27 protein-coding genes are annotated in these 22,587 nt (G+C 26.3%); 8 read left to right on the forward strand and 19 right to left on the reverse strand.

The window, feature by feature from the left end:
• Positions 1-207: 207 nt before the first annotated feature.
• The 6 genes from RWY47_RS07460 to RWY47_RS07485 form a co-directional block, all read right to left on the reverse strand.
• Complete coding sequence (locus tag RWY47_RS07460; protein WP_224170775.1) at positions 208-855, reverse strand: hypothetical protein; 648 nt, start codon at positions 853-855, stop codon at positions 208-210.
• A 66-nt stretch (positions 856-921) separates the two neighbouring features.
• On the reverse strand, positions 922-1,095 hold the full coding sequence (locus RWY47_RS07465) for a hypothetical protein (RefSeq protein ID WP_224170776.1): 174 nt from the start codon (positions 1,093-1,095) through the stop codon (positions 922-924).
• A 123-nt stretch (positions 1,096-1,218) separates the two neighbouring features.
• Positions 1,219-1,518, reverse strand: a complete 300-nt coding sequence (locus tag RWY47_RS07470) for a YciI family protein (protein ID WP_224170777.1) — start codon at positions 1,516-1,518, stop codon at positions 1,219-1,221.
• Between the two features lie 170 nt (positions 1,519-1,688).
• Positions 1,689-2,348 (reverse strand): VanZ family protein, encoded by a 660-nt coding sequence (locus RWY47_RS07475; protein WP_316030284.1) that lies wholly within the window; start codon positions 2,346-2,348, stop codon positions 1,689-1,691.
• Positions 2,349-2,568: 220 nt separating this feature from the next.
• Positions 2,569-2,802 carry a BhlA/UviB family holin-like peptide gene (locus RWY47_RS07480; RefSeq protein ID WP_021428764.1) on the reverse strand — a complete coding sequence of 78 codons (234 nt, stop codon included), beginning with the start codon at positions 2,800-2,802 and terminating at the stop codon, positions 2,569-2,571.
• 40 nt (positions 2,803-2,842) lie between these two features.
• On the reverse strand, positions 2,843-3,028 hold the full coding sequence (locus tag RWY47_RS07485; RefSeq protein ID WP_025162898.1) for a hypothetical protein: 186 nt from the start codon (positions 3,026-3,028) through the stop codon (positions 2,843-2,845).
• Positions 3,029-3,326: 298 nt separating this feature from the next.
• On the opposite strand from RWY47_RS07485, the gene RWY47_RS07490 reads away from it, so the two are divergent.
• On the forward strand, positions 3,327-3,557 hold the full coding sequence (locus tag RWY47_RS07490) for a hypothetical protein (RefSeq protein ID WP_021431878.1): 231 nt from the start codon (positions 3,327-3,329) through the stop codon (positions 3,555-3,557).
• 82 nt (positions 3,558-3,639) lie between these two features.
• Here the strand turns inward: RWY47_RS07490 and RWY47_RS07495 are convergent, their stop codons facing one another.
• From RWY47_RS07495 to RWY47_RS07530, 8 genes are all read right to left on the reverse strand, one after another.
• Positions 3,640-4,629: a CPBP family intramembrane glutamic endopeptidase gene (locus RWY47_RS07495; protein ID WP_206622247.1), complete on the reverse strand. Its 990-nt coding sequence runs from the start codon at positions 4,627-4,629 to the stop codon at positions 3,640-3,642.
• A gap of 687 nt (positions 4,630-5,316) precedes the next feature.
• The gene (locus RWY47_RS07500; protein ID WP_150842087.1) at positions 5,317-5,505 is read right to left on the reverse strand and encodes a hypothetical protein; all 189 of its coding nucleotides are present in this window, start codon (positions 5,503-5,505) and stop codon (positions 5,317-5,319) included.
• A 507-nt stretch (positions 5,506-6,012) separates the two neighbouring features.
• Positions 6,013-6,783: a formate/nitrite transporter family protein gene (locus tag RWY47_RS07505; protein WP_024620026.1), complete on the reverse strand. Its 771-nt coding sequence runs from the start codon at positions 6,781-6,783 to the stop codon at positions 6,013-6,015.
• Between the two features lie 19 nt (positions 6,784-6,802).
• Positions 6,803-7,771 carry a sulfite reductase subunit C gene (gene asrC / locus RWY47_RS07510; RefSeq protein ID WP_224170779.1) on the reverse strand — a complete coding sequence of 323 codons (969 nt, stop codon included), beginning with the start codon at positions 7,769-7,771 and terminating at the stop codon, positions 6,803-6,805.
• An 11-nt stretch (positions 7,772-7,782) separates the two neighbouring features.
• Complete coding sequence (asrB, locus tag RWY47_RS07515) at positions 7,783-8,574, reverse strand: anaerobic sulfite reductase subunit AsrB (RefSeq protein WP_220797043.1); 792 nt, start codon at positions 8,572-8,574, stop codon at positions 7,783-7,785.
• Positions 8,575-9,585: an anaerobic sulfite reductase subunit AsrA gene (gene asrA / locus RWY47_RS07520; RefSeq protein ID WP_224170780.1), complete on the reverse strand. Its 1,011-nt coding sequence runs from the start codon at positions 9,583-9,585 to the stop codon at positions 8,575-8,577. It lies immediately after the preceding gene.
• 146 nt (positions 9,586-9,731) lie between these two features.
• Positions 9,732-10,406, reverse strand: a complete 675-nt coding sequence (locus RWY47_RS07525) for a Crp/Fnr family transcriptional regulator (protein ID WP_224170781.1) — start codon at positions 10,404-10,406, stop codon at positions 9,732-9,734.
• Positions 10,407-10,596: 190 nt separating this feature from the next.
• Positions 10,597-11,355 (reverse strand): SagB/ThcOx family dehydrogenase, encoded by a 759-nt coding sequence (locus RWY47_RS07530; protein WP_224170782.1) that lies wholly within the window; start codon positions 11,353-11,355, stop codon positions 10,597-10,599.
• 582 nt (positions 11,356-11,937) lie between these two features.
• On the opposite strand from RWY47_RS07530, the gene RWY47_RS07535 reads away from it, so the two are divergent.
• On the forward strand, positions 11,938-13,365 hold the full coding sequence (locus RWY47_RS07535; RefSeq protein WP_224170783.1) for a pyridoxal phosphate-dependent decarboxylase family protein: 1,428 nt from the start codon (positions 11,938-11,940) through the stop codon (positions 13,363-13,365).
• Positions 13,366-13,440: 75 nt separating this feature from the next.
• Here RWY47_RS07535 and RWY47_RS07540 read toward each other — a convergent pair whose 3' ends face one another.
• Positions 13,441-14,769, reverse strand: a complete 1,329-nt coding sequence (locus tag RWY47_RS07540; protein ID WP_021429939.1) for a hemolysin family protein — start codon at positions 14,767-14,769, stop codon at positions 13,441-13,443.
• Between the two features lie 283 nt (positions 14,770-15,052).
• On the reverse strand, positions 15,053-16,348 hold the full coding sequence (locus RWY47_RS07545; protein WP_224170784.1) for a hemolysin family protein: 1,296 nt from the start codon (positions 16,346-16,348) through the stop codon (positions 15,053-15,055).
• 155 nt (positions 16,349-16,503) lie between these two features.
• On the opposite strand from RWY47_RS07545, the gene RWY47_RS07550 reads away from it, so the two are divergent.
• Positions 16,504-16,653: a hypothetical protein gene (locus RWY47_RS07550; RefSeq protein WP_167402771.1), complete on the forward strand. Its 150-nt coding sequence runs from the start codon at positions 16,504-16,506 to the stop codon at positions 16,651-16,653.
• A 19-nt stretch (positions 16,654-16,672) separates the two neighbouring features.
• On the opposite strand, the gene RWY47_RS07555 is transcribed toward RWY47_RS07550, so the two are convergent.
• Complete coding sequence (locus RWY47_RS07555) at positions 16,673-17,671, reverse strand: CPBP family intramembrane glutamic endopeptidase (protein WP_168932478.1); 999 nt, start codon at positions 17,669-17,671, stop codon at positions 16,673-16,675.
• Positions 17,672-17,957: 286 nt separating this feature from the next.
• Between RWY47_RS07555 and RWY47_RS07560 the strand changes: the two genes are divergently transcribed.
• The 5 genes from RWY47_RS07560 to RWY47_RS07580 all read left to right on the forward strand — a co-directional run bounded on the left by RWY47_RS07560 (position 17,958) and on the right by RWY47_RS07580 (position 21,259).
• Positions 17,958-18,338 carry a hypothetical protein gene (locus tag RWY47_RS07560; RefSeq protein WP_199874302.1) on the forward strand — a complete coding sequence of 127 codons (381 nt, stop codon included), beginning with the start codon at positions 17,958-17,960 and terminating at the stop codon, positions 18,336-18,338.
• A 72-nt stretch (positions 18,339-18,410) separates the two neighbouring features.
• Positions 18,411-18,926: a hypothetical protein gene (locus RWY47_RS07565; RefSeq protein ID WP_199874301.1), complete on the forward strand. Its 516-nt coding sequence runs from the start codon at positions 18,411-18,413 to the stop codon at positions 18,924-18,926.
• 85 nt (positions 18,927-19,011) lie between these two features.
• Entirely contained in the window at positions 19,012-19,314 is a 303-nt protein-coding gene (locus tag RWY47_RS07570; RefSeq protein ID WP_199874300.1) for a hypothetical protein, read from the forward strand.
• A 309-nt stretch (positions 19,315-19,623) separates the two neighbouring features.
• Complete coding sequence (locus RWY47_RS07575; RefSeq protein ID WP_224170786.1) at positions 19,624-20,157, forward strand: sigma-70 family RNA polymerase sigma factor; 534 nt, start codon at positions 19,624-19,626, stop codon at positions 20,155-20,157.
• A gap of 1 nt (position 20,158) precedes the next feature.
• The gene (locus RWY47_RS07580; protein WP_224170787.1) at positions 20,159-21,259 is read left to right on the forward strand and encodes a DUF4179 domain-containing protein; all 1,101 of its coding nucleotides are present in this window, start codon (positions 20,159-20,161) and stop codon (positions 21,257-21,259) included.
• A 203-nt stretch (positions 21,260-21,462) separates the two neighbouring features.
• Here RWY47_RS07580 and RWY47_RS07585 read toward each other — a convergent pair whose 3' ends face one another.
• On the reverse strand, positions 21,463-21,795 hold the full coding sequence (locus RWY47_RS07585) for a hypothetical protein (protein ID WP_035117912.1): 333 nt from the start codon (positions 21,793-21,795) through the stop codon (positions 21,463-21,465).
• On the reverse strand, positions 21,796-22,587 hold a 792-nt coding region (locus tag RWY47_RS07590), incomplete at its 5' end, for a ParA family protein (RefSeq protein ID WP_316030285.1). It lies immediately after the preceding gene.

A 22,587-nucleotide genomic window follows, 5' to 3' on the forward strand; every position in this document is an offset into this window, starting at 1 on the left:
AAAATTATTTTCGATTATTATTTATATAAACCTATTCAAGTAGTGATATGTATCGTTAACAAGCTACTTAACTACAATTAAAATGTATAAGTACGAGGTAAATTCATATAATTGCGCATAAAAATTTTAATATAAAAATTTATAATAGAACATTTCAATAGAGAAAAATATGTAGATTTATTTAAGTTTGGAATAAAAAAGTACTTACTATTTCAGTAAGTACTTTTTTATTAAATGATAGGCCTGTAAATCACTAATACCATAATCCGTACCTTCAAGTAATAGCTTTTCAATTAGTTGATTTTCAGATAATGTATTATTATTTTTTATAATCATAGCAAGTTTTCCTTTATCTGATAAATAATCAAAATACAATGATATAGCTTTATCCATAATGGAATCATTGCATCTCACGTATTCTTTATTCAATAAGATTTTTTCATATAATTCTTGATAACTTCCAAGAGTAATATGTGTTTTTTCTCGAATTATATTAAAACTTTCATCGTCAATTATAACTGTAAATACATTGCCTTTATACTTTCTAGTTTCTAGAAAGTAAAGGATCGATAGTAAATTCAACTGGCAGAATGTATCTAATCCGAACCATAAAATGATTTCTTCATATTGTTCTAATTCTTTTATAAACTTAAAAAAAGCATTTAACTTTTTATAGTATTCTTCTACAGAGACATTAAGTTGAGATGCACGATTTATACAAAATTCATTAGAAAATACATTTGATGTAGAATTTCCTACCATAATTGCTTCGTTAAAAGGAATTCCTTTTGTACAAAATGTTCTTTCAAAGTATTGATTAAAAACCTCTCCATTTGTTATATTGGCTATTTTCATAATTTATATTTTACCTTCACAAAATTAAATATTAATCATCTAAACTATACTATAGCATTATATAATCTAGATTTTCTTCTTTCTTAACTTAATAACCTCAGATACTAGTTTTCCAGAAAGTAGTACTAAAGTTAAAGCTATTAGTATATTAGCTATTAAAATACCTTTAAAAACCGTTATATTGAGTAGCATTAGAATTGGTATAAGAGAGCTTAATATTATAAACTTTTTCTTTTGCATTCTACTCACCCCTTATGAATTTAATATGTTTAAAGTTATTTTAACATTTAAGATATAAATGATCCTAAATCAGGAATAAAATAGCTTTAATTTGGAGTGAAATATTAAAATGTAATTTATAAGCTACAATTGTTTAAACCATTCACTAGGTGATTGATTGAAATAATGAGCATCAAATTCTACTATTTTATAATCTTGTATATCATAAGTTTTAAAAGGTTCATTTGATAAATACTCATTCAATCTTTCAATAGACTCTGATTTCATAACAAATAGACCTCCACTCATATCTGATTTAAGTCCAGACATTAAGATCAATCCTTTGTCCATTGCTTTTTGAGTGTAATCCATATGCTCTTTCATAATAGTATCATCAATTTTATTTGGATTTTTTAGTATTCCTTCAACCATAAAATATTTCATCTTTTATCCTCCTAATTAAGTTGTATAATATATAAATAAACGTGATTATTACTAGTTTCAATTTAAATAATAAATACCCTTATGCTTACCAAATAAACAATAGGTAAGACTTAATTAAGATTTCTGATAGTGATTAATAGATAATATCTAAAATAAATAAATTTCTAAAATTATATGTATAAAAAAGACCAGTTATAAAATATGAATTCTCCTAAAATAGCTAATGAAAGGTATATAACGGCTTCATTTTTAGATATAGACTTTTTACTTATATATAAGCTAAATTTGCTTTGATTATCTGTATTAGATATAGACACAAATATAGGTAACTTAATTATGTACTTAAATAATTTAGTCCCACATAACCATATTAAATATCCAAAAACAGCTCCCAATGAGTTCATCATTAAATCATCAATATCTGAAACCCTATGATTAAATAGTTGACAAAATTCAATTGCTAACGAAAAACATAGTCCAACACAAAACACTTTACTAAGATTCCTAAACTTACTCCAAATAAAAGGAAGTAAAAAACCTAGAGGCATAAACATTATAATATTTAAGATATATGTAGTAGCCCCTGATGAACTAAATGGAACTAAGTTTATTTCTTCTATTCGGATTATATTTCCAAATTGACCTATATCCCATATACTTCCTATTCCAGCTACGATAATTGCTAAAGAAACATAAAGTAAGAAAACATAAACTTTTATTAAATGTGGTATTAAGTTTACTTTATCTTTAATTTTTCTAGATTTTATAGTAATTATTTGATATATAAAACAAGGTATTATCACACAAAGAAGTGGGTAAATCATATACATAAATTTAAAATTTCTCCCTTCAAAATTAAATTTGGTAACTAATATAAATACTAACATTATTTTAGGTTTATAAATCTTAAGATTTTCTTAAATTTATACTCAAATATATAAGTTTAGTTGTTGCTGAAGGGTTTATGGGAATATATGAAATATTAAGTGAGTGAAAAAGGATTGCTATTATATTAAATTATAATAGCAATCCTTTTTTATATGTAAACAACTAGTGTACTGTGTTTTCTAACTTACTCTTAATATCAGTTATGTCATCTGAAAGACGAGTCAGCATATCTAATTTACATGTCATAGTTTCTATTATCTCTTGATATTTTTCTTCTCTTTGTTCTTGTAAGATATCCCTTTTTTCTTGAGCTTTTAGTATGTAAAGTATCAATCCAAATGAAAGTAAAGCCCAAGAACCTTCTTTCCCAACAATATTGATAATTTCACTGATCAATATAAATCACTACCTTTCATAAAATATATGTTTTTTAATGCTATAAATTTTGAATTTTTATTTTTAGAGATTCAAAATCTCTTTTTAAAAATTTACTACCATTACAAATAATATTTGGTTCTTCCCCATCTTTAAATTCTTCAATTAAAACAGTATTAAATATATCTAGCATCTCCTCTATATACCCTAATACAATTAGTTTTTCATTAGTAGAAAGCTGTTTCATTGAACCCCTCCAAAATTAGATTCTATAGCAATATTATATAGAACATATGTTCTACTTTCAACCTGTTTTATAAAAAAAGTGATTGCACTTTTGTATTAAATAATAAGTTTTAAATTTTTAAGTATTAAATATAATTATGTAATGACTAAATTTAAATATGTATATTAATATTTGAATTGATTGATATAATAAACATATGATAAAATTTACTTATTAAAGTGATAACACTATTTTAAAATAAATTAAAAGATGTATCTAAATTTACACTATATTTCAAAATTGATTTTAGGAGGTAAAAATGGCAGTAAGTAAAGCGAATACAAGAACTATGGTAACGGTAAGTATGGATTTAAAAAAAGAACTTGATTTAAAGGCAGAACGAGATGGAGATAATCTAAATACAGTTATTGTTAAAGCAGTTTATGAGTATCTGAAAAAAGATCCTTTAGTAGAAAAAACAGTTTTAAAAGATACTAAACACAAGTTAGAAAGAATAGAATACCTAAAACTAAAGAAAGAACAGTTATAGGTATTAATTATAATAGAGCTAAAATAACACCCAAGTCTAAATTTTAGAGTTGGGTGTTATTTTATAAAATTCAATATATATGTTAACTATTAATATATAATTTTTGATTAGATCGATATTCTTTTGTAAGTAAAAATGGTAAGAATACTATTGAATACAGTAAAATCTCATAAAAAAGAGTGTTTAGTGTATAAACTTTGCCGTATGAATTACCAATTATAGGTGCAATCGAGTTATTTAACAAATGTACTAGCATAGGAGCCCAGAGGTTCTCGGTTTTCATGTAAGTATATCCTAAAAATACTCCAAGGGTAGTACAGGCAATTATATGAGTAATAATACAGTATAGTGGACTTTCAGGGCTATACAAAGTTACACAAAGAGGTAAATGCCAAATCCCCCATATTGGACCTAATAAAATAACTCCTAATCTTTTTCCGTAAAGATTTTGTAAGCGAGGTTGTAAGAAGTATCTCCAGCCAAACTCCTCTCCAAAGAATAGATTACATCCAAAGACTACATTTAAACCTACTATAAATAAAACTCTTATAATTGAATCTAAAATATTTATAGGATTAATTTGCATATATTTTAATTGCGAGAAATTGCTAATTGCAGTTATAGCTAAAGAAAGCAATATTACAAATACAACTTTTTTAAAGTTTTTATTAAAGCATAAATTTAAAATTTCAAAATCAGATGAATTCATAAAAATGCTAGTTATAAGATAACAAGATACTAGAACATCTACTAAAAAAGAGATCCTTAGGTTGTTTATAAACAAAGATTCAATTATACATAAAATTATCTTTATAATTGTGGCAATAGAAAAGATATTAAAAAATCTATATATTGACGATGTAAAAGCATAATAAGAACTTCTATTTAAAACTGTAATTGCTGAAAATGCGGGAATGTACATAAATAATCCTGCAAAGCTTGATAAAAATGAAATGCTGTTTGGTTTTGCGGCGCGAATAAATATGAAAATAGATATAAAAGTAATTAAGCTAAAGTTAATTATCAAGAAGTCCCTTACTTCTTTTTTTATAACCTTAATATCACTACACATTTTAATCCCCCAAGTTTAAAAATTTTATGATAAAAGTATAGCACAGTTTAAATGGAAATTAATTACAATGAGTATATAAAATTCGCTTCGCTCATGTCGCTCAAATTTCATATCGTCAACGTCCACTCGGTAAACTCGTGTCCCGTTACTCAAACGACTTCGTCCGTTGCTCCAAAATGTTATTTTTTACTTCACTAAAACATCTAAATTATGATACTCCAGATGTTATCCATAAATATTAGTTAAAAATAGTTTATTTAAGCGTAAAAAATACCTCTATAACTAAATTTATAGTTTGGAGGCATTTTTCATTGGTATTTTATTAAAAATCTAAAATTTTATTTAGGTTTTAATAATACAATTAATTTGATAAAAAATCAAATTATTGTTTGTTTTTATGTTAATATATGACTTCTGCTAACTTATCTATAAATATTACTGATGTATATTTAGATATTTAATAAGTGCTATTAAATATTCAAATTAAAACATGTTATCAATAGGTGTTATAATGTATTTGTATCTAGCAGTAAGATATTTATAAGCTAGATACTATTTAATTAATACTCCTCTCCATAAGGGGTTTGTCATCATTTATCATATACATATAGCTACAGAACGCAATAAATATATTGATTAAAGAAATTGACGTATTTATTGCGTTCATATTTTTTGTTATTAATAATTTTATATGTTGTATTTATGGCTAATAGGAGGTTCTGCAAACCCTAATAACGCCAAGATAATATTTCTAAAAACTTTAGATATACTTGCTAATATCAATATAAACTTTGGACTATCAAAAAAGTTAAAAACTTTTAAAGTTTTCCATATATATTTGTTTGCGCTAACCTGATTTTTTGAATAATTTAACATATATAACCCTCCTGAACTTTAAATTAAAAGTTAAGATTTATTATAGACTATCATAAATCTTAACTTTTAATTTAAAAATGGACTGAAACCTATAAATTGAGGACTGAAATATAACTCTCCTCAAAATTTATAGATATGTAATGGCATCTATCAAAAATGTAAGACTTAGTTAAGCTTTGCGTCAGGCTATTTTAAAGTTGTGCATGTATAATAGACTTATCAAATAAAGATAAGAAAAAGGAGGAGTTATACATGACAATACTATTAGGAAGTTTAATAATAGCTCCATTTGTACTATCAGTAGGAGCTGCATTACTAAGTGATGAGTTAGAAGTTGCAAATCAACAATAAGATTTTATATAGATAAATACGTTGTTAATTAGCTACATAACAACAAATTTAAAATAAAAAGAGTATCTATTGAACAATTTCAATAGATACTCTTTTTATTATTCTATTACTAACTTTATTTTAATCCAATACACCGTACTAAATCATATTAATTGCTTAATCTTTTTTACCCAATATATATGCACCAGCACCCATTACTAGTGCTCCACCTGCTATGTTTCCTAATGTAACAACAAATAAATTATATATTGCGCCCATAAGAGTAGCTCCTTTGATAGCACTTGAAAATAATGCTACTCCAAATATAGTCATATTAGCTACACTATGTTCAAACCCACTAGTTATGAAAGCAAATAAACACATAAATATTATTATTAACTTTGCAGTATCATCATTTGTTCTAAATGAGCACATTACAGCCACGCATACTAGTATGTTACAAAGTACTCCTCTAAAGAAAAGGTCCATAAATGGAAGTGATGCTTTAGCTAAGGATGTTGTAGCGAAAAACTCCATTACAGCTCCTTTATTAACAAGTCCTGTACCTACAAATAATCCAGCAACCAAAAGCGATCCAAGTAAATTACCTACAAAACTATAAGCCCATACTCTGAGTAAGTCTTTATTACTAGTACCTTTGTTTAACGTACCAGCTGTCATTACCATGTTGTTACCTGTAAATAGTTCACTACCAGTCATTACAACTAAACTTAATGCTATGGCGAATGATACACCCATCATAATTTTTGTCATAGGAGAATTAGCTGATGTTAAAAGCCCACCTATTGTAAAAATTAATAATATTCCTATCCCAACATAAAGTCCTGCAAAAGCTGATGATACAATGTATTTTAATCTACTACTATTTAATAAATTAACTTTGTTCTTAGCAGCGATTGTTAGTTTTTCGAGTGTTTCGTTATGCATAATTACCCCCTAGTTTAAGTTAATATTTGATTCCGCTCCAGTAAATATTTTCATTTACTTTTACTATATCATCTAAATTTACACCTTCTAATGCCCACTTTTTAAATTCCATAAATCCTGTTCTATCAACTATATATCCTATATGCTCTTTTCCTCCTGGAGCATCTTTAGCTATATATTGCTCTACATATTTATAAGTATTAAGTATTATTTTTATTATAGATTCTTCATCTGCCCACAATAAGAAATCTTCTGCTAGTCTTGGGTTTTTCTTACCTGTTCTACCCATGATTGCTAGTCTGTAGTATTTCTTTTCATCTCTAGTCCATGCTGAAGTAGGACAGTTTAAAGTACACTCTCCACATCCTATGCATTTATCGTGATCTCTTACGATTTTATAGTTTTCCATTCGTAAAGCTTTAGTGGATAGTTTTTCACATTTTTTAACACAAGCTCCACATGATATACATCTCTCTTTTTCATATAAAGGACGTGTCATGCCTATTATTCCAAAGTCATGGGTTCTCGCCTTTATACAGTCATTTGGACAGCCAGTTAACGCTACCTTAAAGTGTAAATCATTTGGATAGATAGCTTTTTCTATTCTCTTTGCAAAGTTTGTTGTGTGATATTGAGCCTTTGGACAGACTTTGTTTCCTATACATGCAGATATATTTCTAGTGCCTGCAGCTGGATATCCTTCTTCTTTTTCTGCCTGGTTTATATCCATTTTTTCAATTACTGGTTGTATAAGTTTGTTTACTTCTTCCATATCTTCCATCTTTATACCCAGTATTTCAAAACCTTGTCTAGTGGTAATATGTATTTCGCCATTTCCATACTCTGTAGCTATATTAGAAATTATCATCAAACTTTCTGGATCTACACTTCCACCTGGTATTCTCACTCTAAGAGAAGTTTCATATTTAGTTTTAGTTATTCTAAAAGCATTTTTCATTACTTTCTTAGTATTTAAATCTCTTATCATAGTTATACCTCCTAATCTATTAAATTCTTTGCATAAGAATAATCAAATACAGGTCCATCGATACAAATATAAGTATCATCCATTTTACAGTGTCCACATTTACCTACACCACAGCACATTTTTCTTTCGTAAGATACCCATATGTTGTGCTCAGATAGCTTTCTTTTTAAGAACTCTGCTACTGTAAATTTCATCATCATAGGAGGTCCAACAACTACTGCAGACATGTTATTTATATCATCTATTTTCAACTCTGGAATATACTTTGTAACTAATCCTATATTTCCATCATAATCACTATCAGCGTTATCTACTGTTACCAATATGTCTAGTTTTTCGCTCCATTTATTTAAATCATCTTTGAATAATATATCTTGAGGGCTTTTAAATCCAACTATTAACTGAAAGCTTATACATCTATCAGGATTGTTGTAAAAATGCTCTACGATACCTCTTACAGGAGCTAGACCACTTCCTCCTGCTACAATAACAATTTCTCTTCCCTCGTATAAACTTACATCAAATCCATTCCCATAAGGTCCTCTTATAAAAAAGCTATCTCCGACTGTATAATTAAATAATTCACTAGTTACCTTACCTACATTTCTTATAGTAAAATCTATATAATCTTTTCCGTATCCTGATACTGATATTGGGCTTTCTCCAAATTTAGGAATTGAAATTTCATAAAACTTTCCTGGTAAGACTCCTTCGGTTTTACTAGAAACTCTAAATGTCCATTCTATATCTGTATGTTTAATTATATCTATAATCTTTGAATTAACTGGTATGTATGGATTCATCTATTTTACCTCCTCATTGATATCTAATATGCCTTTTATTTTTTCTACACATTGTGAAAAAGATATATATTGTGGACAGGAATCATCGCATCTTCCACATCCTACGCACATTTGGTATCCAAATCTTTTATCAAAGTCGTATATCTTATGCATCACTTTAAATCTCATTCTTTCACCTTGTTTTTTTCTAAAAGAATGACCACCTGCCATATCTGTGTATCCATCTACCTGACAAGATCCCCATACCCTTCTTCTTTCTCCTACATTTTCATTTTCTTTGTAGTATATGTCTTGCATAGTAAAGCAAGTACAAGTTGGACAGACAAAATTGCAGCGTCCACATCCTATACATCTAGAATCATACTCATTCCACATTTCATGTTTTGCTAGTTCTATCGGATTTATATTCTTAGGCAATTGCAAAGAGATAAGGTTTTCCTTAACATAGTTAACTTCAAACTCAGTATCTTCACCACTAAATATATTTAAATCTTCATCTTTTATATCCAAGTAGATTTCATCATTATCTATATTTAATGCCATTGAGTAATTATCAGTTTTGTTAGACCCCATACTTACACAAAAACAATTTCTAAAACTTTCTTTACATCCAATTAAAACAAACTTTACTTTTTCTCTTAATCTTTCATAAAAATAATCTTTTTCAATACCATTATTAAGGTAAATCTCATCTAATCTTTTTACTCCATTTATATCACAAGCTCTTAAAAATATAATCAATTTTTTATCATCTATATCACTAGTTTTATATTCCTTTTCTGTAAAATAAAATAATGTTTGAGTTATAGGTAGTATAATTTCTTTTGGTGAAAAGTTAGATTTTTTATTAAACTCTATATCATCTATACTACTTATTTCCTCATATTTAGTTAAATCTGTATCAGAGTAAACTCCTTTAAAAGGGGTCGTTACAGGTGCAAAAACTTTATATTCCGATTTCAATAATTTAAGACCTTTATCGAAGTTTGCTCTATTCAATTTTATCTTCATAATCTCTCCTCCTATATTTTATTAAAGATATAGTAGCATACGATTTTTTGAATGTCTGTGATATATATAACAATATTGATATCTTTTTATCGAATTTATAAAAAAAATACACATAACATTAATTACATTGCTATATGTACTCTCTATTAATTACCTTTAAAGTATTTAGACAAATCTTCTTTTTTTATATAAATATTTTTATTTACAATTTTGACCAATCCATAGTCTTGCAATTGTTTCATGGTTCTTGATAAACTTTCCCTTTTACATCCAAGCATTTCTGCTATATATGTAATACTTATATTTGCTTTAATAAGTGTCCATTCTCCCTGTTTTACTCCAAACTCTTTTCCCATTCTATATAGTTTTGCTGCAAGTTTTTTATCTATATTTAGAGAAGAAGAGTTTTTTAGTTGTCTGTATAGCCTTCTATTAATATTTTGAGTATGAACCAATATATTTTTCATTAAATTAAAGTCATTTTCCATTATTTTTATGAATTCAGACGCAGGGCACTTCAATATAGTTGACTTTTCAAATATTTCACAAGCGAAAATAGTGTTTTTTTCTTGATCTAAGGAAAGATCATTTATTACATCACCATTTTTAAATATGAATATTACTTTTCTCTCACCATTTTCATTTATTTTGTATATAGATACTTTTCCTTTTTCTATAAAATACAAATTATCAATAAATTCTTTTTCTAGGAATAAAGTTTCTTTTCTTTGTGCCTGAAAACTTGTCATTATCTTCTCTAACTGTTCTTTACTTTCTGGTTTTATATTATCAAATATTGATATGCTATTTATTTTCATCATATTTTACAAATCCTTATATACTTAATTTTTAGTTAATTTTAATCTTTACAATTTATTTTACTACATCGAAAATAGATTAACCATTGTATTTGTTTGTTTTATTAAAAAAGATCACTCAAATGGCAATAAGAGTGATCTTTTTATATATAATTAGATTATTGTGAACGTTGTTAATTAAATTTTGATAATGCTAAAATTTTTTACCTAAACAAGCCATATAAATTATAAACTCATCTTCTCCATCCAAATCTAGCATATCATCAATTATGTGTTGATCATAAATTCCAATAGCACAAGTACCACAATTAAGAGATTCTGATGCTATATAAAGATTTTGACAAACATGACCAATATCTATAAGTATTTTTTTATGAGCAGTTATATTGAATCTATGCTCACTTCTATATGGAATGCAACTCCAAGCGAAAACAACAGCACTTTTAGATACAAAGTCTTGTACAAAAGGTTGATTAGGAGTAGCCTTATTTATTTCATCAGTTATATTATTTAAGTTTTTTATAAATAAAAGTTTATGTTCTAATGGTAAGTATCTATAAATTCCAGGATTTAAATCATTAACATTATTGATTATTAAATATGTCTCAAAAGGATGGGTACATCCAGCAGAAGGTACTGTCCTTAATGCACTGAAATTATTTTTTACACTTTGTATGCCTTGAGTAGCCCAAAGTAAGTAAGAAAGCTCATCTAAAGTTATTTTTTCATCACTATATTTACGAATACTTCTTCGATCTTGTATACAGTCTAATACATTAGATTTAGCTAAAATGTTTTTATTGATAGATGGTAAAGTTATTAATTCAGAATTTTTATCATATTCTTTTTGAAAAGGTAAGGGTAAAATACCTTTTTGTTTATCAGTTTTTATTTGTTTTAATATTTCGAAGTCAGCTTTAAAAAATTCACGGTTCTTTTTAATTTTATCCATAAGTGTCCCCTTACTAACATCTATATATTTATATATTAAAATTAATGTTTTATATTATATAGATTGTAAATTAAGTTTTTATTTGTTCTTGAATTTTTATGATTAGAACAATAAAAATTATACCTAAAATTTATCAAATACACTGTAACATATGTTACACTTTGGAATTTATATTCAAATTAAATAGGTTATTCAAATATATGCTTTTTCTACTCTACCTATATAACCATAGCTCAAAAAATGTACTTATTTTAAATAATATATCCCTTTAGCATATATATGTAAGTTCAAATAATCTAAAGTAAATTAAATTATTTATCCAAATAAATATACATTTACTTTATTTTTTAATTGTTTTTTTATTATTTTCTTAATCTTTTGAACTATTTATGCAATTACTAAATTTAATTTTAATTGATTTATTCCAATTTTTGGTTATATAAGCTTAAATTTTACTATTTGCAAGCGCGGAATTTAATTATAATACAGAAACCGTAGTTTGATTAATATATATTTTGATGATATCATGAACGTGGCTTAAAAAAGATAAGGACAATTGCGTAGAAATGGGGGTAAAGCAACATGAACAATTTAGAATTTAAAAATTCTTTAAATTATTTTATTGATCAATACTTTAAAGGACTTGAATCGTTAGAATCTAATGAAGTAGTAAAAGTAGCTGATTCTAATCAAATAAATAAACTTAGAAACATAAGTATACCTAGTCAGGGGAGACAGGTACAAGAAGTTATGGAAGAAATGATGAAAGAGGTTTATGAGTATGGAGCAAGAGTAAACCATCCAAGATTTTTTGGATTTATACCTGGTCCAGCAGATTTGAACTCTTGGATTGGAGATGTAATGTCCAGTGCTTATAACTTGCATGCTGGATGCTGGATGACAACATCAGCTGCTAGTTTTATTGAAAAAACATTAATTAAGTGGCTATCTGAAAAAGCTGGATATAACACAGAACAATCGAGCGGATTATTTGTTTCAGGAGGATCTATGGCAAATCTTACAGCAATGGTAGCTGCAAGAGATAACAAACTTTCATTTGATAAATTACATTTGGGAACTGCTTATGTATCTGATCAAACTCATAGTTCAATTAAAAAGGCACTTAAAATATCTGGAATATCACCTAAGAATATCAGAAAAATACCTTCAGATTCAAATTATAGAATGAAGATAGATGAACTAGAAAAAGAAATAAGAAATGATATAACAAACGGGTTACACCCATTTGTTGTTATAGCTAGTGCAGGGACTACAAATACTGGAAGTATTGATCCAATACCAGAAATATCTGATATATGTTCAAAATATGGTTTATGGATGCATGTAGATGGAGCTTATGGAGCATCGATATTATTATCTGAAAACTATAATCATTTATTAAAAGGAATAGAAAATGCTGATAGTTTAAGTTGGGATGCACATAAATGGTTATTCCAAACATATAGTTGTGCAATGGTTCTTGTAAAAGATAAAAATGATTTAGCAAGAAGTTTTAGTGAAAATCCAGAGTATTTAAGAGACTTAGATATAAATGACGATGAAATAAACTATGGAAACGTAGGTATTGAATTAACAAGACCGACTAGGGGTCTTAAACTTTGGTTTACATTACAAACTCTAGGAACTAGTGAAATGAGCAGAAGAATTGAATATGGTATTCATCTTGCAGAATATATTAAGAATACATTATTAGAATTTGAGAATTGGGAAGTAATATCTGATCCTAAATTAGCAATTATCAATTTTAGATATACTCCATCTGGAATGTCTGAACAAGATATAGATGCACTTAATAATAATATTTCACATTTAGCACTTCAAGAAAACTATGCAGGAATATTTACAACAGTTTTAAATGGTAAAGTTGTTTTAAGAATGTGTGCTATTAATCATGAAACAACAGAAAATGATATAAAACAAACAATAAGTAAACTAGATGAATTTGCAAAACACTTATTAACTAATAACTTTAGTTTAAGTGCTGTATAATATAAAAAAATGAGTAAATCCTTAAATATAGGGATTTACTCATTTTTGTTTAAATTTCAAGTGTATAAAAACTCATTATGATATTTGCGCACATCTGTTTTTTATACTTACTCTTATATCTTCAATTCTTCTTTTATTTACATTCTCAATTAAAAATGTAAAATTGTCTAATTCAATTTCTCGACCTTCTTCTGGGAAATCACCTAACAATGTAAGTATATATCCATTTAAAGTATCATAGTCACCTTGTTCTATATCTATATCAAATTTATTGTTAAATTCACTTATTGTCAAATATCCTTTTACAATAAAATTACTATCATCAATTTGTGTTATAGTAGATTTAGTTTTATCGTATTCATCTTCAATATCTCCCATAATTTCTTCAATTAAATCTTCCATAGTTACTAGACCTTCTATTCCACCATATTCATCAATTAATAACGCTAAGTGGACCTTTTTATCCTTTAGAAGTTTAAATAATTCATTTGTTCTAATAGACTTTGAAACAAAATATGGGTCATGAAGCATTGTTTTTAAATTTATATTTTTAAATCCAACTTTCTTAGCTTTTACTAATAAGTCTTTTACATATAATATCCCGAGTATATTATCCTTATTATCTTCATATACAGGTATTCTAGAGTATCCTGATGCTATTACTCCTTCTAGTATTTCATCCAAATCATCGTCTATGTCTACCGCAAACATATCATGTCTAGATGTCATAATTTCCTTAGCAGTCTTATCATTAAATTCAAATATGCTATATATCATCTGTTTTTCTTCATTTTCAATACATCCATCTTCTTGAGATTGTGATATTAAAGTTCTAATTTCTTCTTCAGAAACTCTTTCTTCAATATCCATATCATTATTTCTTGTTATTTTTAAAACCAGACTAGTTGAAAATGATAAAAGTTTTATAAATGGTTTTGCAATTTTAGATATAATGTAAATTGATTTTACTGAAAATAAAGATATCTTCTCCGCTTTTTTCAAAGCAATTCGTTTAGGTACTAATTCTCCAAATACTAATGTAAAATATGAAAGTATTATTGTTACTAAAAACATACATAATTCATTAGAATAAGGTATACTAAGTGGAGCTAATATCTTTGAAAGGTGCGTAGATATTCCTGTAGCAGCAGATGCACTTGAGAAAAATCCAGCTAAAGTTATTCCAATTTGAATAGTTGATAAGAAATTGCTTGGGTCTTCCATAAGTCTTTCAAGCAATTGAGCTTTCTTGTTTCCGCTTGCACTTAATTGTTTTATTTTTGATTTGTTTACAGAAACAATAGCCATTTCTGCTGATGCGAAAAACGCGTTAATAGCAGTAAGTAATACTATTAAAATTATTTGAGGCATAAAGGCCCCGGGGTCTGAATCTAAATTATTCATTTCTTCCTCCTTAAAATAATAAATAAAAAACCATCAGAAACATTTTTAAAAACTAATTAATATATTCCTGAATATATTGCTAATAATCCTATTTTGTAAATAAAGTTTAAAATAGAAATTTATTAAATAGCATTTAGTAATTTTTTATTTAAAGTACATTATAATCTATGAATTAACTTTTATCAATATTTATATATAATATTAATATTCTAATTAAATTAAAAAGTTGCAAAATATATAAATACCCCTTAACTACGTTTATTAATAGCTAAAGGGTACTTAATTATTTATCAGATAAATTTTTAATCAATAATTTGTTTATTCTTTTTCTATTGCATTTTAATATAGTAAATTCATAGTTTTTATAAGTAAATTTATCATTAACTTTAGGGTAAGAATCTAACTGAGCATATGCCCAACCTCCAATAGTATCAATGTGTTCATCTTCAATATCTATATATAAAAACTCAGTTATATCTTCAATTAGAACCTTTCCATCTACTATATAACTATTATCTTCACACTTAATAATAGAATCTTCTTCCTCATCAAACTCATCTTGAATTTCCCCAACAATTTCTTCTAAAATATCTTCTATTGTTACTAAACCAGAAGTTCCTCCATACTCATCAATAACTAAAGCAACTTGTACTTTATCTTTTTTAAATATTTTAAGAAGATCACTTATGAGCATTGATTCTGGGACAAGTTTAATATCACGAATAATATTTTTTATTTCTTGATTACTACCTTCAATCTTTTGTTTATATAAATCCTTAATATGAATAAATCCAATAACATTATCCTTATTTTCTTTACATACAGGATATCTAGTAAGCTGTTCTTTTAATGTGAAATCTATAATGTCATCAAATGCATCTTCTATGAAAATATTTGTAATGTCAGTACGTGGTACCATTATTTCTTTTACTGTTTTATCAGAAAAATCGAAGATATTATCTACAAGAGTTAATTCAGTTTTATCAACTAATCCATGATTATAACTTTCTTCAACTAATAGTTTTATTTCCTCATCAGTATGAACTGATTCATGTTCATCAACTTGAGAAAGCCCAAATACCTTTAATATCCAGTTTGTACTATGATTGAATATCCACATAACAGGATATGTTAACTTGTAAAAAAATATAAGTGGAAAAGCTGTACTTAATGCTATTTTTTCGGGACTTATAATTGCTAGGGATTTAGGAACCAATTCTCCAAATACAATATGACATCCAGTTATAATTGAAAATGCAATAATAAATGCAATTGAATGTTCTAGACTTGAAGGCAAATTAAATAGGTTAAATATTGGCATTAACAAACGTAAAATAGCCGGCTCTCCTACCCATCCTAACCCCAACGATGCTAAAGTTATTCCAAGCTGACAGGCAGATAAGTATGAATTTAAATCTTTAACAACTATTAAAGTACGTTTCGCACGCTTATCACCTTGAATTATTAACGTTTCTATCCTAGATTTTCTAACCTTTACCATAGCAAATTCTGTAGCAACAAAAAATCCATTTAAAAAGACAAGAAAAAATACTAAAAGTATATTTATAAAAATAATCATATGTATATTATTCACCTCTCAAATTATTAAAAATACGCATTATTATATAACATATTATTAGCAATTTATGATTAAATAAAAGCTAAATTATTAAATGTTATAATTTTATATAGTTTTGAGATTAGTATGCTAATTTGAAATGAAAGGAGTACTAAATGAGCAAGCATTTATCTGCTAACATTAGGGTAGTAATTAAAAAATATAATCCATCGATTTTTAGAGATTCAGAAAAAGAAGGTTTCTTTGAAGTTCGAGTAGAAAATTATTATTATTTTAAGGTCATAAAAAAGGGCTGTATCAAATAGATACAACCTTTTTTTTATTCTAATTATCAATAGATACACCGATGTCATCCTTGTTAGGTCTATATACTTTTGCAAATAAAAATGGTAAATATAATACAGATTCAAATAAAATAGCTATTAAAAGATCGTTTAATGTAATTATTGTATCTAGCCCACCACCATTTGAAAGTGCAATTAAGTTTCCGATTAAATGAATTAACATTGGGGTCCACAGATTTTCTGTTTTCATATAAGCATAAGCTAAAAATACTCCAAGTGTTGTGCAGAATAATACATGACTTATAATACAATAAACCGGAGTTTGAGGACTGTAAAGAGTCATACAAAGAGGCAAGTGCCAAATACCCCATATAGGTCCTAGTATTATCACTCCTAATCTTTTTCCGTATATCTTTTGAAGTCTAGGTTGTAGGAAGTATCTCCACCCAAACTCTTCTCCAAAAAACAAGCTAATACCCAATATTATATTCATAACAATTCCAACTGAAATTTGTAGTAATGCATCAATAAAATTCGCTACACTAAAGTGTATATGTATAAGGTCAGGACTACATCCAACTGTAAATATAACTAGATATATGCCTATACAGAACAATACCTTTTTAAAGTTTTTATTTAGTGATAAATTGAAAATTTCAAAATCAGAAGAATTTACAAATACACTATATAAAATATACAAAGATACAATTGGATCTATTAAAGAAGAAATAATAACATTCTTTATAAAAAAAGGCTCAAGTATAGAAAAAATAACTCTTAATATTGTCGCTATTATAAAGAAATTAAAGAACTTGTTTACAACATCACCAAATTCATAATAAGAACTCTTTTTAAGCACTACCATTACTGAAAAAGCTGGAATATACATAAATGTTATAGCAAAGTTATATAGAAAATCATCGCTATTTGGTTTAGAAAAGCTAATAAATACAAATATAGCTAGAAACGTAATCAATCCAAAATTAATTAATAAGAAGTCTCTTACTTCTTGTTTTGTAACTCTAATATCGTTATACATTTTAACCCCTCCAAAAATTTAAAATTCAACTAAGATTATCTAGAAGATAAAATCCAAAAACATTTGTTGCTTATTTAATGTAAAATATTACCATAAAATTAAAATTATCCAAATAGAATTCATTTGGTTGTAAATATTTGTCTTAATTTTTAGTCAGAAATCGAATTAAAATGGCAAATTAAGTCGAAAAAAATAAAATTTAAATTTTATATAATCAATTAGTTAAATATATGCTAGAATTAACATGGAAAAAAATGTAATTAATATGGATGAATGGAGAAATATAATGAAAGTACAAAATGTAAATACGATACAATACAAAAATATATACGCTAAAAAATCAGACATATTCAAATTTGAAAATGATGAGCAAAAGGCAGAGAAATCAAAATCTAAAAATTATAATTATAATAAGAACATTGCAGGTCAAGTAAAAGTAGAGTCAGAAACTAAAGAAGATTCAAATGATAATCAAGATAAAGTAACATCTGAAATAGTTGTAAACCCAAGTGGCATGAGAACTTTGCTAATGTTAAAAAATTCAAAGATATTTAGTTCAGTAAATCTCGGAATGTCAAATGGAGTATGTGAAGAACTCTCTGCGGATGAAATATCTAACAAAAGTTTAACTGAGCAATTTAATTTACATTCAGAACTAAGTAAATAAGATATAGTATAAATTATTCTAAGTAAAGGAGTTAAATTTTCAGATTGATATATTATTAAAAAAGGAGTATCTATGAAAAATTCATTACCTTATTATTGGATAGGAGTGGTATTTATAATAGTTATACTAATATTTAGTATAGTAACTATTTTGTTTTCTGAAGAACATGAAAATAGCATACCAGCCTTAAAAAATGCAAAATATATAACAAGTAAAAATAACAATCTAGAAGTTTATGAATATATTCATGAACTCACACATTCTTTTGTTAAAACTAATAGAAAAGATGTTAAAGTAATTGCTCCAACTAAATACGCTAGGAATTTAGGCGTTACTCTATGTGAAAATGAGATTTATATGAAAGGGTATATAGATACGTACACAGAAATAGGATACTTGATAGATAAAGTTAACTATGGATTAATTGATGAGGATATTATAAAGCTACATAATATAGTTTCAGAAAAATCAAGGGAAAAGAATTGCATTGCTAAAAGTTTAAATATAGAATTGATTAACGAAATAGTGGATAATAATAAGTTTTTTGATGATACAGATAAACAAAACTATAACAACTTAAAACACTAGTTAATTTTGAATAGAGTAAAAAGTGAAACTTTTAAAATATTTGTAATATCTATGTAATTGTATCTATAAATTAGAGAGAAAATTTGTGAATAAAAGAATTAAGCTAAGTAAATATATTAGTAATAGCTTAGGTACAAAAATTGAATTTAGTTTACCTACTGATGGAACAGAGTATCTTATGAAACTTGTTGGAAATGATAATCTTGGAAATAAAGTTGAGTTTTATTGTGACTATAGTAATAATGGAAAAGGAATTTTTAAACTTGATAATTCCCGTGAAAGTGTAAAAAAAGATTCTAGTAAATTAAACCTTTCTTTATATGCATCCGATTCTTCTAATAATAAGTGGAAGAAAGTTGGATCGGACTTTGATATTGATTTAAAGTAATACCAGTTAAGCTTAAAAATAAATAATGTAATTAAAGTCTCTAGATTTAACTATTTGGTTTAATCTAGAGACTTTTTTACTGTGACTATACTTTCTATTATGTATTGTTACTTAGCTGATTAACAATATAATTAGCCATATATCTATAAAGAAGTTAACAACAAAAATTTCATTACAATACGTACTCATTCCTTGTTAACTAACTTACTAACAAAAAAGATTAATAAAAAAATATTTGAATATGCAAGTTTTTTGTATTAGTTTACGAATTAAGTAATGTAAAAGCTTTTATAGTGAGGAGGAAACAACTTGAAAGACAAGTTAATAATTAAATATATAAAAAAGAAAAATCAAAAAGGAATGGAAATTTTAATAGATCAGTATAATGGGCTTATTACTTCTGTAATTAGATACCATCTAGGATCTCTTATTAATTATGAAGAAGAGTGTGTTAGTGATACTTTGCTAGCTATTTGGGATAATGTTGAAGGATTTGACCAATATAAAAATACTTTTAAAAATTGGATATGTGCAATAGCGAAATATAAATCAATTGATTATAAAAGAAAGTATTTAAATAAAATAGAGATATCAGATTTAGATGAAAAAAACTATTACATAGATAAAAACTTACTAAAAATTGAAATTCAAGAGGAGTTAAATGAAACATTAAAATTCTTGTCCGAAGAAGATAAAGAAATATTTAGACGATATTACCTAAATGATGAAAGTGTAATAGATATAGCAAATGACAAAAAATTAGCTATTTCAAGTGTACATAGTAAGTTATCTAGGGGAAAGGCAAAAATAAGAAAATCTTTATTAAATGAGGGAGGAAAATAAATTGATAGATAAATATAAAGTATTAAACAACGAAAAAATTCAATTTGATAAATATGATGAAGTAAAAACTGATAATCCTAAAATGAAAAATATAGTGAAATCTAAGTTGAAATCAAGAAAACAAACAACTAAAAAACTAATTGCTGCAAGTGTCTCAGCGGTTCTTATACTTGGAACAGTAGCACTAACAAATGAGACTACATGGGCATATATAAATATTTTAGCAAGTCGTATTGAATCTTTCTTAGGTAGGGACTATAGTGAGTTTGATAAGTATAAATTTGAAGGAAATCAATCAATAACAGATAACGGATTAGTTCTTAATTTAGGAGATGTAATGTTAGATGATGGACAATTAATTATAAGTTTAAGTATGGATTATACTAATTTTGATTTTAAAAAACATGGAGTTGATAAAAAAGATTTCATGCCTGATATACCTATAATAACCATAGGAGATATCTCTTTCCCTGGACAAGGTGGCGGAATAAACCCAAGAGATGTTAAAAATGAAAATAAAAAAGAATTTTTATATACTATTAATTTAAATAGAAAAGATACTGATGGAGATGGTATTGGAGATACAGATATTGATTTACTTGACAGTTTAGAAAAAGGTAAAGATTACAACTTAAAAATTCAATTTAAAGATTTTGATTTAGGTGAGTCAAAAACTGAAAAAGGAAGGCTATTATTTAAAACTTTTGGAAACTGGGAATTTAATACGACTATAAATACTTCTAATATATCTAATGATTTAAAAGTTGTTAATGTTAATAAGTATATAAATATAAACGATAAAGTTAAGTTGAAAATTGATCAAATAAAGGTATCTCCTATTTCCGTTAATATTAAAACACAATTAGAAGGAAATAAGTCTGAGGTAGCGCGTTTACAGCACTTTACAGATTTCTATATAGAAGATGAAAGTGGCAATAGCTTATTAGGCGGTAACAGTGGAAGTTGTAGCAAAAACGATATGTATTACCATTTTGAACTTAAAGGGACAGAAAAGAAAATCATAATAACTCCTGGCCTTTTTATCCCAGATACAGAGACTAAGTATTTTGAAGATGAAAAAATAGAAATAGATATTCCTTAAATCCACACTATAAAAAAGTAATACCAATAATTATTAATAATCATTGGTATTACTTTTTTAAAATAAACTATAGTGTTCATTTTATTTATACATATTTAAATCTTAAGGCTTTTTTGTGACGAATACATCTAAAAATAAACTGATTAATTTAATTAACTTTATATTAACTTAGTTATTTTATAGTTTTAATCTCCTTTATTAATCTATTCTGATTTTCTTCTACCTTTTAACTTGTTCTTATTATTGTATATATCTACATTCTTTTTACTTATTTCAACGTCTTCAAGTAATGGAGTAAGTAGATTTTCAAATAACTTAGACATAGTTATATTTGAGTCTATGACCACTGTCTTTAACTTGTCTACTATATCTTTATCTAAAGTAACTCCAACTTGCTCTTTAGACTTCTTCTTTTCCTTTTTAACTATATCATATATAGATAATGAAGATTTTGTTTCATTAGTTTCATTGACAATAGTTGATTTTCTAGTGGTAGGAACTTCTTCATTTAATAAATTCATATCTATCTTAGGCATCTAAAGCACATCCTTTTCTTTTAATTCTTTTATCATATTTTCAACTTCTTCTTTACTGAAATGAGTTTGTCCATTTTTCTTTAAATAATCACTTATGCTTAATTTACTTAATAAAGCTTTTTCAACGAAAGTATTTCTTCTTATAAATGACTCTAACATCATGTCTTTTAATTCTTCAAACTTTTGAAGGTATTGATCAAATAAATCAGACACTTGTGTTCTTTGCTTTTCATATCCAACTAATACAGTAGCTTTTATATCATTATCTTCTTTTTCTAAATAGTACTTATCTCTAGTCCATAATTCTTTAAATAATGCAGCTCCTCTTAAAGAAGATATATTTTTATCCATTATAGGAACTATTATAGAGTCTGCTAAGTAAAGTATATTTTTAGCTGTTAAATTATAACTAGGTGATAAGTCACAAATTATGTAATCATACTTTTCAAGTACATCAATATTTTGCATATACCATCTTGCAAGAACTTTTTCTCTAGCCGGTTGTAAGCTTATTTTTTCATCCAGCATAGCTAATCCTATATCAGAAGGTATTATGTCTATATTAGGATAATTTGAATTTGGACACTTAACAATAACATCTTCAGCACCTAATCCATCAACTATATCTATAGTTGTTTTGTCTTCATGGTTAACTTTATATACATATTGAGTTAAGTTTTCTTGTAAATCTAAGTCCCATAATAGTATCTTTGTGTTTTTATCTTTTGCTAATTCGTATGCAGTTATTATAGACATAGAAGTCTTGTAAATACCGCCTTTTATTACACATCT

Source organism: Paraclostridium sp. MRS3W1, assembly GCF_032465715.1.
GTDB lineage: Bacteria > Bacillota > Clostridia > Peptostreptococcales > Peptostreptococcaceae > Paraclostridium > Paraclostridium dentum.

Coding starts and splice junctions, on each gene's coding strand:
- RWY47_RS07460 (WP_224170775.1), bottom strand. CDS start 855: ATGAAAATAGCCAATATAACAAATGGAGAGGTTTTTAATCAATACTTT.
- RWY47_RS07465 (WP_224170776.1), bottom strand. CDS start 1,095: ATGCAAAAGAAAAAGTTTATAATATTAAGCTCTCTTATACCAATTCTA.
- RWY47_RS07470 (WP_224170777.1), bottom strand. CDS start 1,518: ATGAAATATTTTATGGTTGAAGGAATACTAAAAAATCCAAATAAAATT.
- RWY47_RS07475 (WP_316030284.1), bottom strand. CDS start 2,348: ATGTATATGATTTACCCACTTCTTTGTGTGATAATACCTTGTTTTATA.
- RWY47_RS07485 (WP_025162898.1), bottom strand. CDS start 3,028: ATGAAACAGCTTTCTACTAATGAAAAACTAATTGTATTAGGGTATATA.
- RWY47_RS07490 (WP_021431878.1), top strand. CDS start 3,327: ATGGCAGTAAGTAAAGCGAATACAAGAACTATGGTAACGGTAAGTATG.
- RWY47_RS07495 (WP_206622247.1), bottom strand. CDS start 4,629: ATGTGTAGTGATATTAAGGTTATAAAAAAAGAAGTAAGGGACTTCTTG.
- RWY47_RS07500 (WP_150842087.1), bottom strand. CDS start 5,505: ATGTTAAATTATTCAAAAAATCAGGTTAGCGCAAACAAATATATATGG.
- RWY47_RS07505 (WP_024620026.1), bottom strand. CDS start 6,783: ATGCATAACGAAACACTCGAAAAACTAACAATCGCTGCTAAGAACAAA.
- asrC (WP_224170779.1), bottom strand. CDS start 7,771: ATGATAAGAGATTTAAATACTAAGAAAGTAATGAAAAATGCTTTTAGA.
- asrB (WP_220797043.1), bottom strand. CDS start 8,574: ATGAATCCATACATACCAGTTAATTCAAAGATTATAGATATAATTAAA.
- asrA (WP_224170780.1), bottom strand. CDS start 9,585: ATGAAGATAAAATTGAATAGAGCAAACTTCGATAAAGGTCTTAAATTA.
- RWY47_RS07525 (WP_224170781.1), bottom strand. CDS start 10,406: ATGATGAAAATAAATAGCATATCAATATTTGATAATATAAAACCAGAA.
- RWY47_RS07530 (WP_224170782.1), bottom strand. CDS start 11,355: ATGGATAAAATTAAAAAGAACCGTGAATTTTTTAAAGCTGACTTCGAA.
- RWY47_RS07535 (WP_224170783.1), top strand. CDS start 11,938: ATGAACAATTTAGAATTTAAAAATTCTTTAAATTATTTTATTGATCAA.
- RWY47_RS07540 (WP_021429939.1), bottom strand. CDS start 14,769: ATGAATAATTTAGATTCAGACCCCGGGGCCTTTATGCCTCAAATAATT.
- RWY47_RS07545 (WP_224170784.1), bottom strand. CDS start 16,348: ATGATTATTTTTATAAATATACTTTTAGTATTTTTTCTTGTCTTTTTA.
- RWY47_RS07550 (WP_167402771.1), top strand. CDS start 16,504: ATGAGCAAGCATTTATCTGCTAACATTAGGGTAGTAATTAAAAAATAT.
- RWY47_RS07555 (WP_168932478.1), bottom strand. CDS start 17,671: ATGTATAACGATATTAGAGTTACAAAACAAGAAGTAAGAGACTTCTTA.
- RWY47_RS07560 (WP_199874302.1), top strand. CDS start 17,958: ATGAAAGTACAAAATGTAAATACGATACAATACAAAAATATATACGCT.
- RWY47_RS07565 (WP_199874301.1), top strand. CDS start 18,411: ATGAAAAATTCATTACCTTATTATTGGATAGGAGTGGTATTTATAATA.
- RWY47_RS07585 (WP_035117912.1), bottom strand. CDS start 21,795: ATGCCTAAGATAGATATGAATTTATTAAATGAAGAAGTTCCTACCACT.